14 protein-coding genes are annotated in these 15217 nt (G+C 70.3%); 11 read left to right on the forward strand and 3 right to left on the reverse strand.

What is annotated here, in order from left to right; genetic code table 11:
* The first annotated feature begins 53 nt into the window (after positions 1-53).
* Both ACIA5A_RS26525 and ACIA5A_RS26530 read left to right on the forward strand, forming a co-directional pair.
* The gene (locus tag ACIA5A_RS26525; protein ID WP_396767155.1) at positions 54-1559 is read left to right on the forward strand and encodes an RICIN domain-containing protein; all 1506 of its coding nucleotides are present in this window, start codon (positions 54-56) and stop codon (positions 1557-1559) included.
* 92 nt (positions 1560-1651) lie between these two features.
* On the forward strand, positions 1652-2203 hold the full coding sequence (locus ACIA5A_RS26530; protein WP_396767156.1) for a hypothetical protein: 552 nt from the start codon (positions 1652-1654) through the stop codon (positions 2201-2203).
* A gap of 216 nt (positions 2204-2419) precedes the next feature.
* Here ACIA5A_RS26530 and ACIA5A_RS26535 read toward each other — a convergent pair whose 3' ends face one another.
* Positions 2420-2824, reverse strand: a complete 405-nt coding sequence (locus ACIA5A_RS26535; protein WP_396767157.1) for a hypothetical protein — start codon at positions 2822-2824, stop codon at positions 2420-2422.
* Between the two features lie 650 nt (positions 2825-3474).
* On the opposite strand from ACIA5A_RS26535, the gene ACIA5A_RS26540 reads away from it, so the two are divergent.
* The 4 genes from ACIA5A_RS26540 to ACIA5A_RS26555 all read left to right on the forward strand — a co-directional run bounded on the left by ACIA5A_RS26540 (position 3475) and on the right by ACIA5A_RS26555 (position 6957).
* Complete coding sequence (locus ACIA5A_RS26540) at positions 3475-3714, forward strand: hypothetical protein (RefSeq protein ID WP_396767158.1); 240 nt, start codon at positions 3475-3477, stop codon at positions 3712-3714.
* Positions 3715-3945: 231 nt separating this feature from the next.
* Positions 3946-4107, forward strand: coding sequence for a hypothetical protein (locus tag ACIA5A_RS26545; RefSeq protein ID WP_396767159.1), 162 nt, complete (start codon positions 3946-3948; stop codon positions 4105-4107).
* Between the two features lie 99 nt (positions 4108-4206).
* Entirely contained in the window at positions 4207-4638 is a 432-nt protein-coding gene (locus tag ACIA5A_RS26550) for a PRC-barrel domain containing protein (protein ID WP_396767160.1), read from the forward strand.
* A 1251-nt stretch (positions 4639-5889) separates the two neighbouring features.
* The gene (locus ACIA5A_RS26555) at positions 5890-6957 is read left to right on the forward strand and encodes a glycoside hydrolase family 43 protein (RefSeq protein ID WP_396767161.1); all 1068 of its coding nucleotides are present in this window, start codon (positions 5890-5892) and stop codon (positions 6955-6957) included.
* A gap of 90 nt (positions 6958-7047) precedes the next feature.
* Here the strand turns inward: ACIA5A_RS26555 and ACIA5A_RS26560 are convergent, their stop codons facing one another.
* Positions 7048-9927: a beta-L-arabinofuranosidase domain-containing protein gene (locus ACIA5A_RS26560; protein WP_396767162.1), complete on the reverse strand. Its 2880-nt coding sequence runs from the start codon at positions 9925-9927 to the stop codon at positions 7048-7050.
* Between the two features lie 177 nt (positions 9928-10104).
* On the opposite strand from ACIA5A_RS26560, the gene ACIA5A_RS26565 reads away from it, so the two are divergent.
* A complete protein-coding gene (locus ACIA5A_RS26565; RefSeq protein ID WP_396767163.1) occupies positions 10105-10347 on the forward strand; it encodes a hypothetical protein in 243 nt (80 codons plus the stop codon).
* A complete protein-coding gene (locus tag ACIA5A_RS26570; RefSeq protein WP_396767164.1) occupies positions 10344-10802 on the forward strand; it encodes a hypothetical protein in 459 nt (152 codons plus the stop codon). Before ACIA5A_RS26565 ends, ACIA5A_RS26570 begins: the two co-directional genes overlap by 4 nt.
* 168 nt (positions 10803-10970) lie before the next feature.
* Here the strand turns inward: ACIA5A_RS26570 and ACIA5A_RS26575 are convergent, their stop codons facing one another.
* Positions 10971-12200 (reverse strand): trypsin-like serine peptidase, encoded by a 1230-nt coding sequence (locus tag ACIA5A_RS26575; protein ID WP_396767165.1) that lies wholly within the window; start codon positions 12198-12200, stop codon positions 10971-10973.
* A 277-nt stretch (positions 12201-12477) separates the two neighbouring features.
* On the opposite strand from ACIA5A_RS26575, the gene ACIA5A_RS26580 reads away from it, so the two are divergent.
* The 3 genes from ACIA5A_RS26580 (at position 12478) to ACIA5A_RS26590 (ending at position 15126) form a co-directional block, all read left to right on the forward strand.
* Positions 12478-13257, forward strand: a complete 780-nt coding sequence (locus tag ACIA5A_RS26580) for a hypothetical protein (RefSeq protein ID WP_396767166.1) — start codon at positions 12478-12480, stop codon at positions 13255-13257.
* Between the two features lie 605 nt (positions 13258-13862).
* Positions 13863-14159 carry a DUF1540 domain-containing protein gene (locus ACIA5A_RS26585; protein ID WP_396767167.1) on the forward strand — a complete coding sequence of 99 codons (297 nt, stop codon included), beginning with the start codon at positions 13863-13865 and terminating at the stop codon, positions 14157-14159.
* Between the two features lie 157 nt (positions 14160-14316).
* Complete coding sequence (locus tag ACIA5A_RS26590) at positions 14317-15126, forward strand: DUF2470 domain-containing protein (protein WP_396767168.1); 810 nt, start codon at positions 14317-14319, stop codon at positions 15124-15126.
* The last annotated feature ends 91 nt before the right edge of the window (positions 15127-15217 follow it).

Consider the following 15217-nt stretch of genomic DNA (forward strand, 5'->3'; position numbering starts at 1 on the left):
CGAGGGTTGCCCCTGTTGCGTCGATGTCACATCCCGAGGCAAGGAGTGACCCGATGGCCCTCACCCGATCCTCGATCCACCGCCTGCTCGCCCCGATCGCCGGCATGATCCTGCTGGCGACACTGCCCGGCTCCGCCGACGCCGGCCCGGCCCGCACCGCTGCCCCGCACGGCCACGCCGGACACGGGCACCCCGCCGGAGTCACCGATCACGAGCACTCCTTCGGTGTCGGCGCCAGCCCCGTCACCGTGCCGCCAGACGACCCGGTGCGAGGACTCGTTCACCGTGGCCTCGCCGCCGACCGGACGGGACCCTGCGTCGGCGGACTGCGGGTCGCGTCGGTGAGTCCGACCATGTGCACGCACGGCCCGGACGCCCCACCGCCAGGGCTGGTGGTGCGGACAACCGTCGATCCACTGCCGCCCGGCGGCCGGATCGGCGCGCTGGCCGCGTGCGACGGCGACGGCGTCACCGGCCGCCGCGTCGAGGTCGTCTACGTACACGGCGCCGCCAACCGCTACGACCAGTACCTGGAGACGTTCCGCCGCCTCGCCGAGGAGATGGACGTCATCTACAACGAGAGCGCCCGGGAGACCGGTGGCGAGCGGCACATCCGCTTCGTGACCGAGACTGCCGGCGGCTCCTGCCGCCCGGTCGTGCGACGGGCACAGGTGCCGCAGACCGCCCTGTCCGACTTCGGCGCCAGTGTCAACGCGGTGAAGGCGCTCGGATTCAACCGGACCGACCGCAAGTACGTGATGTTGGTCGACGCGAATGTCTACTGCGGGATCGGCGGCTTCGCCGGGGACACCCGCAAGACCGACGCGAACCGGTCCAACGCCGGCCCCGAGTACGGTCGGTCGGACAGCGGGTGTTGGAACGCCGGCGTCGCCAGTCATGAACTCGGCCACAACCTGGGGGCGGTCAACAACAACGCGCCCAACGCCTCCGGAGGAGGACACTGCACCGACGAGTGGGACGTGATGTGTTACTCCGACGAGCCGAACTTCCCGCCGATGCGGTACGTCTGCGGCGACCGGTCCCACGACCAGCGTCTCGACTGCCGGCATGACGACTACTTCCACACGAACCCGCCGGCCGGATCCTACCTGGCCGCCAACTTCAACGTGGCCGACAACCTCTTCCTCGTCCGAGGCGGGGCCACCCCCGAGCGAACGGTGTTGAACCCGGTGTCCGGCCGGTGCCTCGACGTCTCCGGCGGTCGCACCGCGGACGGCACGAGGGTGCAGTTGTGGGACTGCCTCAACAATCCGGCGCAGCGGTGGACGTGGTCCGGTTCCAGCCTGGTCAATCCGAACTCCGCCAAATGCCTGGACGTGGCCGGTGGCGCGACCGGAGACGGCGCCGAGGTACGGCTGTGGACCTGCCTCGGCAACAGTGCCCAGCAGTGGGTGGCACAACCCAGCGGCAATCTGGTCAATCCCGCGTCCGGCAGGTGCCTCGACGCGGACGGCTGGGGAACGCAGAACGGCACCCCGACGATTCTGTGGACCTGCGGAGCCGGTCCCCAGGCCAACCAGGTGTGGCAGTTCCGCTGACCAGCGCGCGGGGCGCACCCTGCCCCATGCCTCCCCAACCGGGATCGGGCCGGCCGAGGCATGGGGCAGTGCAGGCGGGGAATCGTCCGGGCATGGCCAAATACACCAAGCCCGAACTGCGGGAGAAGCTCAAGGCGCAGATCCGCGATTCCGACAAGGGAGGTCGGAAGGGGCAGTGGTCGGCGCGGAAGTCGCAGTTGCTCACCCAGGAGTACAAGCGACAGGGCGGAGGGTTCATCGGTCCCAAGGACGAGCGGCAGCGTTCCCTACAACGGTGGGGGGAACAGGACTGGCGCACCGAGGACGGCTCGACCCGGGCGCGCCAGGGCGGTGAGACCCGCCGGTACCTTCCCAGGCAGGCCTGGGAGCAACTCTCCGACCGGGAGCGAGAGGCGACCGAGACCAAGAAGCGGCGCGCGTCGAAGAGCGGCCGGCAGTTCGTCGCCAACACCGGGCCGGCCAAGCGCGCGCGGAAGAACGTCACGACGCCGAACCGGCTGTCGGACCTCCCGGTCGCCGAAGCGAAGAAGGTCGCGCGCGGGCTTGACACCCGGGAACTCCGCGCCGCGCTGCAACGTGAGCGGCGCGGAAAGGCCAGAAAGACCCTCCTCCAGCCGATGGAGTCCGAGCTGAGGCGCCGCTGAGCCTGGGCCGCTGTCGGACCGGGCGGTCGGGCACCTGGGTGGAGCGGTCGCGGGGGCGGGCGGCGTGGTCGCCGACGGGCACCGGGATCCCGGCGGCCGACCTCGCCTCGGCGGCGCGGTCCGAGCGGCAGGTCAGACCGACTTGGGTCGGTGCTGTCGGCGCCGTGCGCCGACAGCACGCTCGGCTCGGCGTCGCCGCCGCGTGCGTCGCCCCCCTCAGCCCGGCAGTAAGCGGCCGAGCAGCCCCCTGGCGGTCGCGCCGGTTCGGTAGGACTGGACGAGGTAGGAACCGAGCACGATGTTCGCGCCGGCGAGGGCGGGCACGACGTACTGGGTCAGCCGTTGGCGGCGCTGCCAGACGGCGATCTCGTGCGGGGTCGCGGGGGTGGACACGGTGGCGTCCCTGACCTCCACCGGCTCCCCGCGCTGCCGGGCCTCCTCCGCGAGGCGACCGAGGCGGGTGCCGCAGTAGGCGGCGTAACCGGTGGCGACCGCGCCCAGCACCGCCGTGGCCGCCTTGGCGGCGCCCGCGGAGCCATAACCCTTCTGCATCGCCAGCCGGCCCCGACTGCTCCTCGTGAGCTGCGCGCCAGCGACCAGCGTGGCCCGATGCCGAGCCACTGGGCGGGGCTGAACCGGCTCCACGCGGACTTGGCCACGCGGATCCGATCGATGCCCTGACTGAGGTCGTTGCCGGACTTGTTCACCCCGGCCACCCCCATGACGCTGCCGCCGAACCACAACGCGGATCCGACGTCGTGGACCGCCTGGGCCACAGCGTGGTTGTCGGTCGCGGTCATCTGCATGGAAGTCTCCTGTTCGGTTGGTCGTCAGTGCGCCACCACGTCGCGGCGCAGCGCGGTGGTGGCGCCGGCGCGACTGCCCTCCACGCGCCCGAGGGACTGGGACGCGACGGCGTGGCCAGCGATCAGATGAGCGACGTTACGGACGAACGGGGGGTAGTTGCTCGTTTTCCCGACACGACCGCCCGATGGTGGGCCGAGTCGAGCCGACAGCATGCGAAGCGGGTGAGGTGACCGGCGGGGCGCCGCTCTACGGTCAGGGTCACCCCGTCAGTCGCGCGTCGACGCCCGCCGACCCTACGCCCGGTACACGGGGCCCGCGGGACAGCGGGACAGCGGGGCCATGCCACCTGAGCGGGGACCGGACTCGATCGCCGTGCTCAACGGGCCGAGGGTTGCTCAGCGATTGGCTGCTGACGGTCAACGGCGGGCGTCTGCTGGTGCTGCGGTCCTAGACGAGCCGGAGCAGTGACGCCGGTCGCTGCTCTCGACGCCGGCAGCGACCAGGGCGCTCTCACTCTCGCGCTACCCGCCGGGAAGGCCGCCCGCAATCTCGTCGCGCTCGAGGGCGCCGACGGCTACCACATCATCGCCCGCACCTCCGTCACCGCTGAGCAGGCCCGCGCCTGCCTGCCCAGGTACGCCAGCCAGACGACCGGCATCGAGCTGACCGGGGTCGCCGCAGCGCCCAGGAACGCGGTCGCATGAGGAAGCGGCCCGACATCGTCACACCCGCACGTCGCCCAGGGCGAAGCCAGTGTTCTTCGCGCCCGACAGGCGACCCCTTCGGCGTTCCCGACCGGGAGTACGGTAATCGCGTCATCATCCGTACCGCCGACGCTCCCAGCAGGTCACGCGCCACCGCTCGGCCGGCTCGGTCGGCATGGGCCACCGCGCGGCCGAGGAGCACCGGTCGTCCTCCGGAAGCGGGGCCGTTGCATGAGCTACGAAGCTGTCGTGCAACAGCAGGCACTGCGTCTCGCCGATCTGGCACGACGAGTCGCGGAGGTGGACCAGTGGATCCAGGTGCTTCTGGACTGGATCGAGACGGCAATCCACGATATGTCGCCGGAGACCGCCACCGACGAGCGAACGGTCTGACTCGTGCGGGGCGACGTCCTCGACGATGGATTCGGCCTGCCTGGCCCTGGGTACGTGCGTTGGATGTAGGGTGACCCCTCCTCGGACCCGGAGGTCGCGATGCAGCCGTTCACTCCCTGGGCGTGGCGTGAGAGCTTCCTCAACCCCGCCCGCCGCGACGACGAGTCGAACCCGAGCCACTCCGACGCCGGCCAGCGCGGCGACGCCGACATGGTGGGCTATCGGGTGGAGGCCACCGACGGGCAGATCGGCTCGGTCGACCGGGCCAGCTACGACGTCGGCGACGCCCTGCTCGTCGTGGACACCGGTCCGTGGATCTTCGGTCGTAAGGTGCTCCTGCCCGCCGGCACCGTCGCTCTGGCCGACCACGACGCCCGTACCCTGTTCGTCGACCGCACCAAGGAGCAGATCGAGAACTCTCCCCGGTACGACGAGGCGGACTTCGACACCGCCCAGTTCCGCCAACGCGTCGGTGACTACTACGCAGGCACGTACACCGCCCCGCCGGATGACGAACCCGACAGGCCCTGAGCAAGAGATGCCGGCGGGAAACGGCGGCGCCGGTGCCGTGGCCTGGTCCGCACCGACAGGGTTTGCGGCGCCTCCTTGAGGATCGGCATCAGACACCCGGGGCCGGCTCAACCTGGCGGAACGCCGTCTCCGTACCGATGACCGGGAACGGAGTTGGGCGTCCGACGACGCGGTATCCAGCCCAGGAACCGTGCGTGCAGGTGTCGGGTCGATTCCGCGGGCAGGTCGGTCAGCGCCCTTGTGTAGCAGGCGCCAAGGTACTGGAAGACGGCGCCCGGCGCGCAGCGGTGCTCATACCTCAGGCGCTCGCGACCGGGCCGGCACGGCCAGGGCTGCGCGCAGTCGCCGCAGTACCAATCAGGCACCACCGGCAGGTGCTGCGGGCGCGGAGCATGCACCGCCGCTGCGGACCCTCGTAGGCGGGTCATCAACCGTTCACCGGCGAAGAGGAAATCAATCCTGAGTTCGTCTGTCGCGTCAGATTTCCGATGCGGCATCTTCACGTTTGTGGTCCCTTCTCAGAGGGTGCATCCCGCATCGGAGACCGTAACTCCGGTGCCCGCCAGAACGACCTAAGGCGCTGATCAGCGACTCGACGGGGGAACGAACCGACCGGAGTACCAGGAGTAAACCGCAGGTCAGGATGGGCGTGGGAATTCGATATGACGCAATTTGCGGAAAGCGACAGTGCGCGGCAGACGTCCGCGGGGCTCGTCCAGAGGGCGCGGTCCGGACCGACCGTCGGTGAAGCCGCGCACGGCGAAGCCGACCCGGCCGACGCGCTCCCGACCCACGTCGTCACCCGGCGGTTTCGTTTCCCCGACCGACTCCGCCGGAGGCAGCACCGATCCGAGGTGGCGGCGACCGCGGTGCCGGCGCCGAGCCACACCAGCAGCCGTCCACGACGTTGATCAGGAGAGGTCATGGAGCTAACAATCATCTGGGTTCCCGCCGACATCGAGCCGTCGGAGCCCGCCGTCGCGGCGTGTCTCATCACCTTCGCCGACACGCCTACCGACTGAACGGAATCGTCTAGGCTCCGTGGGAGACCATCGAGCAGGCGATGATCGACGGGGAGGTGGACAATTCGTCATCTCTACGGACGTGGCCGGCGCGGCGGTCGGGCGCCCGCACCCCAGTCGGCCGGATCGATGGTTGACATGACGAGTGTCGATTGGTCAGTCTGGGAGAGCGCTCTCGTGCGCCGGGAGGTCAGCCGCCTTCCGAGCCCAGCGGGAACCGGACGATGCCATGAGACGACAGCGGATGATCGGCAACCTTCTCGTCACCGCTCTGCTCGCCGCGAGCGGGTTGTGGCAGGTTGGCTTCACCGCCTCGCCCGCCGAGGCGGCACAGAGCATCCGCGCGGCGGATCCCAGTGTCATCCGGGTCGGCGGCACCTACATCTCCGTCCAGTCACTCGGCGATGGCATCGCCGTCCGCCAAGCCCCGTCACCCGACCAGCTTGGCGGGGCGGCGCAGCGTCGGGTCTGGTCGGACACCCGGGGTCGAGGCGGCATCTGGGCACCGGAGATCGTTCTCGACGGTGGTCGCTACTACATCTACTTCGCGCTGGGCGCGGGCAGCAGCCGCCGGATGTTCGTGATCAGCTCGACGTCGCCGGACAGCGGCTACACCGCCGAGCAGAAACTGGCGCTGCCGGACGACAGGTGGGCCATCGACGGATCATTGTTCACCTTCAACGGGCAGCGCTGGTTCGTGTGGTCCGGCTGGGCCGGCGACACCAACGTCGAGCAGAACATCTACCTCGCCCGGATGAGCAGCCCGACCACGCCGGTCGGGGCGCGCCACGTCATCTCTCAACCCCGGGAGCCGTGGGAACGGGTGGTCGGCAACCCGTTCATCAACGAGGGACCGGAGCCGATCCGGGACCCCAACGGCCAGTTGCACATCGTCTACTCCGCCAACGGAAGTTGGAGTGACCAGTACTGCCTCGCCGACCTGCGGCTGAGGGCCGGCGGCGACCCGACGTACGTGTGGGACTGGTACAAGTCCAACGGCTGCCTGTTCGGCTCGAACCGGTCCACGATGATGCCGGGTTGGGATCCGACCCTCTACGTCGACGGTCCCGGCCACCACAGCTTCGTGCTGCTGCGCGGCGACATCGCCACCAGCCCGCCCGCCGGGCCGCGATTTCCGCTGATGTTCCACGCGGTGCCGAAGGGAACGCCATACAACTGGAGCAACCGGTTCTGGTACACCGGCACGTTCTGCTGGTGGGGCAACACCACCTACCGACGGGCCAACGTCCCCGGGCCGAATGATGACACCGGCTGGAGCCTCAAGTTCTTCGAGTAGCGCCAGGGGCGATCCGCCGCACCGCGCCGATCGCCCGTCCGAGCGAGGTCGCGGCCCTCACCGACCATCTGGGCCCGCCCCGACGCGATGTCAGCCGACCAGCCGCCAGTTGTGGTCTGTCGTCCCGTTGTCCTCGTACTGGACGACGTGGGCGTCATCCAGGACGGACATGCCGTCCACCCCCAGCAGGAGACCGCTGTGGCGATTACGGATCCGGAACCAACCGTCGTAGTTGCCGATCAACTGCCACAGGTGGTCGGCGCTGCCGTTGTCGCGGAACTGCTGCGCCCGCGCGCTGTTCGCCCGTGACATCGCCGCGACGGCCAGCAGCAGTCCGCTGTGCGAGTTGACGATCTTGTACCAGTTGTTGCCGACGTGGTCGAGCCGCCAGTCGTGGTCGGCGGTGCCGTTGTCAGCGAACTGCACCACGTCGGCACTGTCCGCGGTCGACATGTCGCTCACCCCGAGCACCTTGCCGGAGTTCTGGTTCCGGATGCGATACCAGCGGCCCGCCACCACGGGCGCGGGGACCGCACGCACCCGCCACTGCAGGATGCCCGCCGACACCCCCGGTCGAAGCTGCACGACGACGCGCAGCGCCGTGGTCACCACCGGCGTGAAGGACACCGTCTGGTACGCGTTGATCCCCGTGCCGTATCCCGAGGGGTTCGCGACCGGCTGCCAGGCGCCGGAGTCGGTCAGGTAATCCACCCGCCAGGTGGCCGGGGTCCGGCAGGAGCCGTGCCCGGTGTCGTCGAACCAGTACACGCTGGCCGACGAGACCCGGACCGGCAGGGCGAAGCGATACTGTGCCCACTCCGTCGTGCCGAGGTGGTCCCACCACGTGAACCGGGGGCGGCTCGTCTCGTACGAGCTGCTGGGGTCGTAGCCGCTGTTGAGCGCCGTGACGGTGTCGCCGCTGAAGCAGTGCGACGCCGACGGGACGGCCGGAAGCTGCCAGTCCCGGTTGCCGCCGATGGTCGGGAACGAGGTGATCCGCAACGACGCCGAGCCCATCGGCACCAGCCGTACCGTCTCGGACGGCTCGTCGGAGGCGACCGGGCTCGGCTGCAGGGTCGCCACCACGTTCTCGCCGTCCTGCTGCCAGTTAGGGACGGCCCTGGCCGACGCGGTCAGCACCAGCGGATTGCCGGCCGGGGTGAACGGGTTGCCGGTAGCCCCGGTGCCCCGCACCGTCCAGCCGCCGGGCAGCAGGCCGTAGTTCCAGGCCGAGGTGGGCAGGACGGTCCACTCCGGCCAGGCCGACGCGGGGTCGTTGCGGCGCAGGAAGTTCTGGCCGACCTCCAGCGAATAGGTGAGCGGCCCGTTGCTGACCGAGATCGAGTTGTTGTTCCCCGCCCAGGTCGTGGTCCGTGGCGACATCGGCAGCGTGAGGCTCACCGTGTCGCCGTCGCGCCAGGTGCGGTTCACCGGCAGGTAGGCCGGACCGGCTACGGCGCCGACCGGCGCGCCGTTGACCGCCACCGACGGGTTCGGGCACCAGCCCGGGATCCGCAGGTACAGCGGGAAGGCGACCGGCGCCGGCGTGCCGATCCGGATGGACACCGTGCCGTCGAAGGGATATCCGGTGCTCTCGGTCAGTGTCACCGAGGTGGCGCTCGCGCCGACCTTCGCGCCGACCGTGCAGGGTGCGTAGAGGGAGGCTGCCAGACCTCGGTCGGCGGTGGCGTGCCAGAGGTTGTCGGTGAAGTAGGGCCAGCCCTGCCCGTAGTTGTGCGGGCAGCAGCGGTACTGGTCGACGCCCTGCAGGAACGCCTGCATCGCGAAGCCGTTCTGGAACTGCCCCTGCGTCTTGGGCCGGTCGTCGAGCTGGATGGAGTTGGCGCTGACGATGTAGTGCAGGCTGCGGTGCGTGACCGGCTCCATGGCGGCCGGCAGTGAGTTGAAGGCGAGGGACTCGCAGCCGTCCGCCCAGCCCGGATCACCGGTGAGCCGCGCCATCACCTCGAAGCTCTGCATGTATTCGACGATGCCGCAGGTCTCGAAGCCCTGCCGCGGGTCCCGACTCCAGTCGCGGACGTTCTCGTCCCCGGCGAAGCCGCCACCGGGGAACTGACCCCAGGTGTCCTGCATCCGGGCGTACGTCCGGTAGGAGGCCTGAGTCAGCGCGGCGTTGCCGCGCAGCGCGACGTACGCCGGCTCGGTGAATCCCTGCGCGAAGTCGACGTTGTGGAAACTCGGGATGTTGTCCACGTAGTTGGCGCTGTACTGATGGATCTTGTCGGCCAGACCGAGCAGGAAACCGTCCCCGGTGCGCGCGAACAACCAGTACACGCTGTCCAGGTTGGTGGCCCACCGCACCCGGCCCCACGACTGGTTGAACGCCGACGCGCCGAAGGTGCTCTGGTAGCGCAGGAATCGGGTCAGGAAGGGCACGATGCGGCCGTCGCCGCTGTATTCCTGATAGGTCCGCAGGGCCTGGAGCAACGGCATGAACGGCCAGAAGTCCGGCCCACCGCCGAGCGAGGTGCGCAGCCGGGTCGGCCCGAAGAAGCCGTCGGGCTGCTGGGTGGCCAGGATGCCCTCGACCCAGGCGGACACCTTGCCGCGAAGTCCCGGGTCCCCGGTGACCCCGGCGAGGGCGGCGAGCCCGCGCAGCCAGTAGGTCAGCTCCTCCCAGCCCGCCTTGGCGGGGTTCGTCCACCCGCTGTCCCCACGAACCAGGAAGTGCGACACCTCGTCGTAGGCCCCGGCGATGCCGGTCGTCTCCAGCGTCAGCTGCTCGCGCAGCCAACCAGCCGCCCGGATACTGCCGGTGGGCAGCTTGAGGAACGGCGTCCGGGTCAGGCCGGCGGGATAGGGTTGGTATAGCCCTCCGCTGGAGGTGTCGCCGACCAGTCGCACCGGGTTGCCGGTGCCGGCCGCCCACCCATCGGTCACGGCTCGTCCGGCGAGCGCCAGCCCGCCGGCGATTCCCACCACGCCGCGCAACATCAGTCGTCGCCGCATCGATCCTCCTCGGCCCGCCGCCCTATAACGTTATAGAGAGAGTACCGTCAATGTCTTCCCCTTGTAAACGCACCGCCGGAGGCGCCGTTCGCGCCGGTGCCGCACCGGGCTGGATCCCGCCGGCGGTTTTCCTCGCCTGGTGAGCGTCCGGTGCCGGGCGAGGCAGACTAGAGGGCGATGAGCATCGACCGGGTCGCCCTGAGCCGCGGCACGACGGTGAGCGGGCCATGCCCCGCCGGCGCCGTGCGGGAGTGGTCGTGGCTGGTGACCGCGGCCGGCGTCCGGTCGCTCCTGCGGCACACCGTCGACGGTACGGCGGGCGCAGCGCGGGCCGGGCTGACGATCAGGGGTTTCGCGCCCGCCGTCCTGCTGTACCTGCCGGTGGCGCGGTGGGCGCTGCGCCGACTGGTGCGTCGATGACCCGGCGGTACAACTGTCGGTGCGGTAAGAAGCGCTACCGCGACGAGCCCGCCGCGCTCCTGGCGGCCGCTACCGACCAGGGCAGCCACGGTGGACTTGTCAGCGTCTACCGATGCCCCGGCGGGTCGGCCTGGCACCTCACCGCGGCGGGGTTCGTCCCCGAGGCGCTGCGCCCGCTCGGGCGGCGACTGGCCCACGCACTGATCGAGCGGGGCGAGATCGACCTCGACGCGTTCGTCGTCGAGGTGCTCCGTGGGCGCGTCCGGCCCGACCCGAGGCGTTCGCGGAGGATGGCGGACTGCGCCCGTCAGCTCACCGAACTGGGGCTGACGACGACCGATCCGTCCGGTCGCCGGCTGAGCGCCGTCGACCGCTGCGGGCTCGCCCGGGTCGTGCAGATCGGCCTCGACGGGTACGCCGAGGAACGCGCCGGGCCCCCGGGCCACGACGAGTGACATGCGTGCCGGCCGGATGAGGCGGGAACGACGGCAGGACGGATCGGTACCCGCCGTCGAGACGTCCCGGATCGGCCGCGACGCGCGATGCGACAGTCAGACGACAACCACGACGCGCCCGGTAGCCCGCCCGCCGCGTGCGGTCGACGAGCCACCGGGACGCGCCCGTCAGCCGTTGTCGATCAGGCCGGCGATCTCGTTGTAGATCAGGTGCGCCTTCGCCCCCTGGTTGGACGGGCACCCACCGAGGTGGTGCAGGGCGATGACGCGGTGGTTGGCGTCGAGTACCGGGGAACCCGAGTTGCCGCCCGAGGTGTCGCAGCTGTAACTGATGTTCCAGCTGTTGTAGTTCGCGTTGCGCACCGTGCAGACACCGCCGTTCTGCGTGTCCTCGTAGATCGACAGCCGCTTCGGGCTGCCGTCGCCGTGCCCGGGCACGTATATCCGCGTGCCGGTGCTGGTCGCGGTGGTCCGCAGGTAGAGCGTGCCGAATCCCTGGATCGCGGCGAAGTTGTTCACCGAGTAGAGCGCGTAGTCCAACTCACCCGAGCCACCGCTGCTCACCCGGTAGAGAGTCGCGCCGCTCACCTTCGTGCCCGCGCCGGGGTTGCCGCCGCCGCAGGTGGCGCACTGGTAGTTGAACTGCGCCTCGCTGGCGCTGACCGTGGACTGGGTCGAGAAGCAGTGCTTGTTGGTCAGCATCCGGTTGGTGTTCCCGACCCGCCAGGTGGTGCACAGCCCGCCGCCCCCGATCAGCAACCGGGCCACCGCTCGGGCGCGGGCGTACTCGGTGGGGTGGGTGCTCTGGTAGCAGACCACGTCCCGGCGCGCGTCGGTGCTGCAGACGGACGTGGTCGAGAAGTTGTGCCGAGCGATCTCGGCCTGGTCGTAGCCCCGCCAGAACCGGTCGACATCGACGACCGCGCGAGCGGGCCGGGCGCTGTGCAGCGTCACCACGGCGGTGTCCCCCGTCACGGACATCGCCCAGAAGCCGGCCCCGCCGTCGGTGGTGTAGTCCGAGCCGGTGCTCCGGTCGAGGCGCCGGTCGTAGCGGTAGCTCTCCCGGCCGTCCGGGCTGGACACCGTGACGTGGTCTCCCTCGCTCAGCCGCAGATCCCGGAAGTGGACCTTGACGTACGTGGCGCCGGGGTGCCGGATGACCTGACGCGCACCCGGCTTGCCGGCGGCGCGGGCGGTGTCGAGCGTGCGCAGCTCACCCACCGTGGTGACGCCCTCGGCGGAGAACTGGTCCCCTTCCGGGGCCCGGACCGACGCAGGAGCCTCCGGCCGGGTCGGATCCGCCCCGGCGGCGGATGCCGGCAGCAGGCCCACCCCGAGGGCCCACACGCCGAGCACGACCGCCGCGTGTCGTGCACCGTGCCGCACCATGTCTCTCATCCGCACTCCTCTCCGAGGAACGGCGGGCGCCGTCCCGATCGGCTCCCGAGGGAAGCCACCGATAGAAGGATATCGATAGTTGCGGCGGTGCGGTACCGCGTGCGCGGCACTGCTGACCGTGCCGGTGGCTCCGCCCGAGACGGGGCCTGGGGCTACGAGGTCGACCACGTCCAGACCGCTGCGGAGGACGGCCACGTCCAGCCGACGGACGGTCACCCCGTCCGGTGCACCCACCGGGTCGACCCATCCGGAGTGCCTCGCTCTCCGAATCGAGGTCATGGACTTCGATTTCGGCGCACACGCCAGGGCGGTAACCCGGGTCGACGACGACGGCATCACCTACGACGGTTTCCGATGGCGGCCGCTGCCGGACGGCGCGCTGCGCTGCTTGCGGTACTTCCGTCGCCTCTGTCATCCGTCCCAGCCGCTGGTCGCCCCGGCACAGGCCGATCCGATCGAGACCGCGATGCTGGCCAGGTGGGCCCACGAGAAGGACTGGCACGGGGAGATGCTGACCAGAGTCCTCGCCGCACACGACGTTGCGCCGGACGACCCGGAGGCGGCGGTCGCGCGGCGGCGCGTCCGGCACGGCACACCGGCACGATGGGCATCCGTGAACGGTGACGACGCCGTCGCCATTCGGATGACGTGGGCCGCGGTGGACGAGTGGACGATCCGCAGCGGGTACCACCGGCTCACTGTGCGGGAGGAGCATCCGGTCCTGACCGACGTCCTACACCGCGTGACGCGACGGGAGTCCCGACATGCCGCCTACCTCGCCAGCCAGGCCCGCGACCGATTGGCCCGCTCGGTGCGTGCCCGACGCCTGACCCGCCTGGCGCTGCGTCACCTCTGGGCACCTGGCGCTTCCGGCGCGCTGTCCCGAACAGATACCGACCACCTGGTGCGGTATCTGTTCGGCGACGAGGCGGGCTGGCAGGAGATCCGGCATCTCGACGACCGGATCGATCGCCTACCCGGTCTCGCCGGGCTGGGGCTGGTGAGCCGAGCGGTCCGGCGGCACGGCGTGGTCGACCCGTCGACCCGACGGGGCTGAGCACCGTCGCGGCCGCCGCCGGCCCAGGTGGTCGGCGCGCGCCGAGGTGATGCCGCGGCGAGCGCGTACTCCTTGGCGGCTCACGCCCGACCTATCCGTTGGCCTGACCGTCATCGGCCTACGGGCGAGAAGAGGGCCCACGGTGACAGATACCAGATCCGGCGCGGGATGCTCGAACCGGTGCAGGTCGGCCGGTCTGCCCAATACGGGCCGACCGTCAGCGACCGGGTGAGACGTTGGGTGCCGTCGTCGATCGCATCCGCATGCACTGTCTCCCTGCTAATGCATGCAGGGTGACGGCTGGGCGCGGACGCGCGACCACGCTCGGCTGCGGCAACCGCTGATACGCAATAGCCTCGCCACTCACCGGTAAACAAAGCCTTCCCTCACTCAGGTGAGCCTAATCTTAGAACTGATCGAGCCCCGGTCGAAACAATGTCCACTCCACTCGTCGATGGCCGGGCGATGCTAATGTGTGCACGGAAGAAATGACCGAAGGTCGGCGGGCAGACGGTTTTCGCGCCCGTTCGAGCGGCATCTCGGAATTGCCATCGAAACATCCGGGCCGCAGGTTTCCATCGCCGGCTCCAAGGTATGGAGGCACCATGAAGACCCTTTTGCAGTCTCCTCCCGTACGGGAGTGTGCTGCCACCGTGTGCAGCTTCAACGACGGCGGCTGTCACGCTCCGGCGATCACCGTGGCGTCGAGCGGCGACGCCGCCTCCTGCGCGACGTTCGTCGAGTCGTCCGTGAGCGGCGGAATCGCCGATATCACCGGTGCGGTGGGGGCGTGCGCACGCACCGAGTGCGTCTTCAACGCCAACCTCGCCTGCTCCGCCGAGTCGATCACGGTCGGCCCCGGCGCCACGGTCAGCGACTGCCTCACCTACCAGCCCGCCTGAGCGGGCACGGGCATCCCGGCCGGCGGTCGCGACGCGCGCGTCGTGCGCCGCCGGCCGGACGCATGTTCGAGGTCACCTTGGCAAAGGTAAGCCTTACCTACTAACGTCGTGTCGCGAGGTGGATTTCCACCCCGCACTCCCTGCCGAGGAGACCGACATGGCGATCCATCCCGCCGGGCGGCGCGCCGAGCCGGCCGTCCCCCGCCCCGCCGCCGACCTCGGCACAATCCCCGGGAAGCCGCCCGCAGACCGCGGCGGCGCGACGCCGCCGGACGAACACGCCGTCATCGCCCGCTCCATCCTCGCCGCTGCCTCGTCCCTGCGACTCGCGCTCGGTGACCGCTCCGCCAATCTCGTCACGTCTCACGCCGTCCTGCCCGACGGCACCGTGGTCCTCGCGGTCGACGCGATGAGCCGCACCGGTGGCCTGCTGGTCGCCGAGCGGGGGCGCCCGGGATCGGTGCGTCTCGACGTGACACAGGTCGTTCCGCTAGCCGTGCGGTCCCGGATCCGAAACCGCATCCGATTGGCCGGAACGGCTGGTCGGCTCGACCCGGCCCGCCTCGACTCGTGCGACGCAGGGACGGTCATGTCCCTGCTCGACCTGCCGCCGGTCGCCCTCTGGGCGATCGAACCGGTCGAGGTCGCGCTCGTCAGCGGCGGCGAACCGGCCCCGGTGGACATCGCCGCCTTCCGCGCCGCGCGGCCGGACCCGCTCGCCCCCGACGAAGCCGCGCACCTCCATCACCTCGCCCGGTGTCACCGCGACGTCCTCGACCGCATCGCCACCCGCTGCGGCCTGACGCCGACCGGGACGGCCCGCATCGTGCCGATCGCCCTCGACGCCTCCGGCCTCGTGCTGCGGGCCGAGCGCCCGGACGGGCACACCGACCTCCGGCTGACCTTCGCCCGCCCGGTCAGCAGCGTCCCCACCCTGGCGGAGGCGCTGCGAGAACTGCTCGACTAAGGCGTGTTTCATAAGCCGGTCAGAGCCACTCGCAGATGATGGTGATGGTCAGGCTGGCCTGGAACCGGACGGCCAACTTGTCGTAGCGGGT

Source organism: Micromonospora sp. NPDC051300 (assembly GCF_044455315.1).
Taxonomy (GTDB): Bacteria; Actinomycetota; Actinomycetes; order Mycobacteriales; family Micromonosporaceae; genus Micromonospora; species Micromonospora robiginosa.

Coding starts and splice junctions, on each gene's coding strand:
- ACIA5A_RS26525 (WP_396767155.1), top strand. CDS start 54: ATGGCCCTCACCCGATCCTCGATCCACCGCCTGCTCGCCCCGATCGCC.
- ACIA5A_RS26530 (WP_396767156.1), top strand. CDS start 1,652: ATGGCCAAATACACCAAGCCCGAACTGCGGGAGAAGCTCAAGGCGCAG.
- ACIA5A_RS26545 (WP_396767159.1), top strand. CDS start 3,946: ATGAGCTACGAAGCTGTCGTGCAACAGCAGGCACTGCGTCTCGCCGAT.
- ACIA5A_RS26550 (WP_396767160.1), top strand. CDS start 4,207: ATGCAGCCGTTCACTCCCTGGGCGTGGCGTGAGAGCTTCCTCAACCCC.
- ACIA5A_RS26555 (WP_396767161.1), top strand. CDS start 5,890: ATGAGACGACAGCGGATGATCGGCAACCTTCTCGTCACCGCTCTGCTC.
- ACIA5A_RS26560 (WP_396767162.1), bottom strand. CDS start 9,927: ATGCGGCGACGACTGATGTTGCGCGGCGTGGTGGGAATCGCCGGCGGG.
- ACIA5A_RS26565 (WP_396767163.1), top strand. CDS start 10,105: ATGAGCATCGACCGGGTCGCCCTGAGCCGCGGCACGACGGTGAGCGGG.
- ACIA5A_RS26570 (WP_396767164.1), top strand. CDS start 10,344: ATGACCCGGCGGTACAACTGTCGGTGCGGTAAGAAGCGCTACCGCGAC.
- ACIA5A_RS26575 (WP_396767165.1), bottom strand. CDS start 12,200: ATGAGAGACATGGTGCGGCACGGTGCACGACACGCGGCGGTCGTGCTC.
- ACIA5A_RS26580 (WP_396767166.1), top strand. CDS start 12,478: ATGGACTTCGATTTCGGCGCACACGCCAGGGCGGTAACCCGGGTCGAC.
- ACIA5A_RS26585 (WP_396767167.1), top strand. CDS start 13,863: ATGAAGACCCTTTTGCAGTCTCCTCCCGTACGGGAGTGTGCTGCCACC.
- ACIA5A_RS26590 (WP_396767168.1), top strand. CDS start 14,317: ATGGCGATCCATCCCGCCGGGCGGCGCGCCGAGCCGGCCGTCCCCCGC.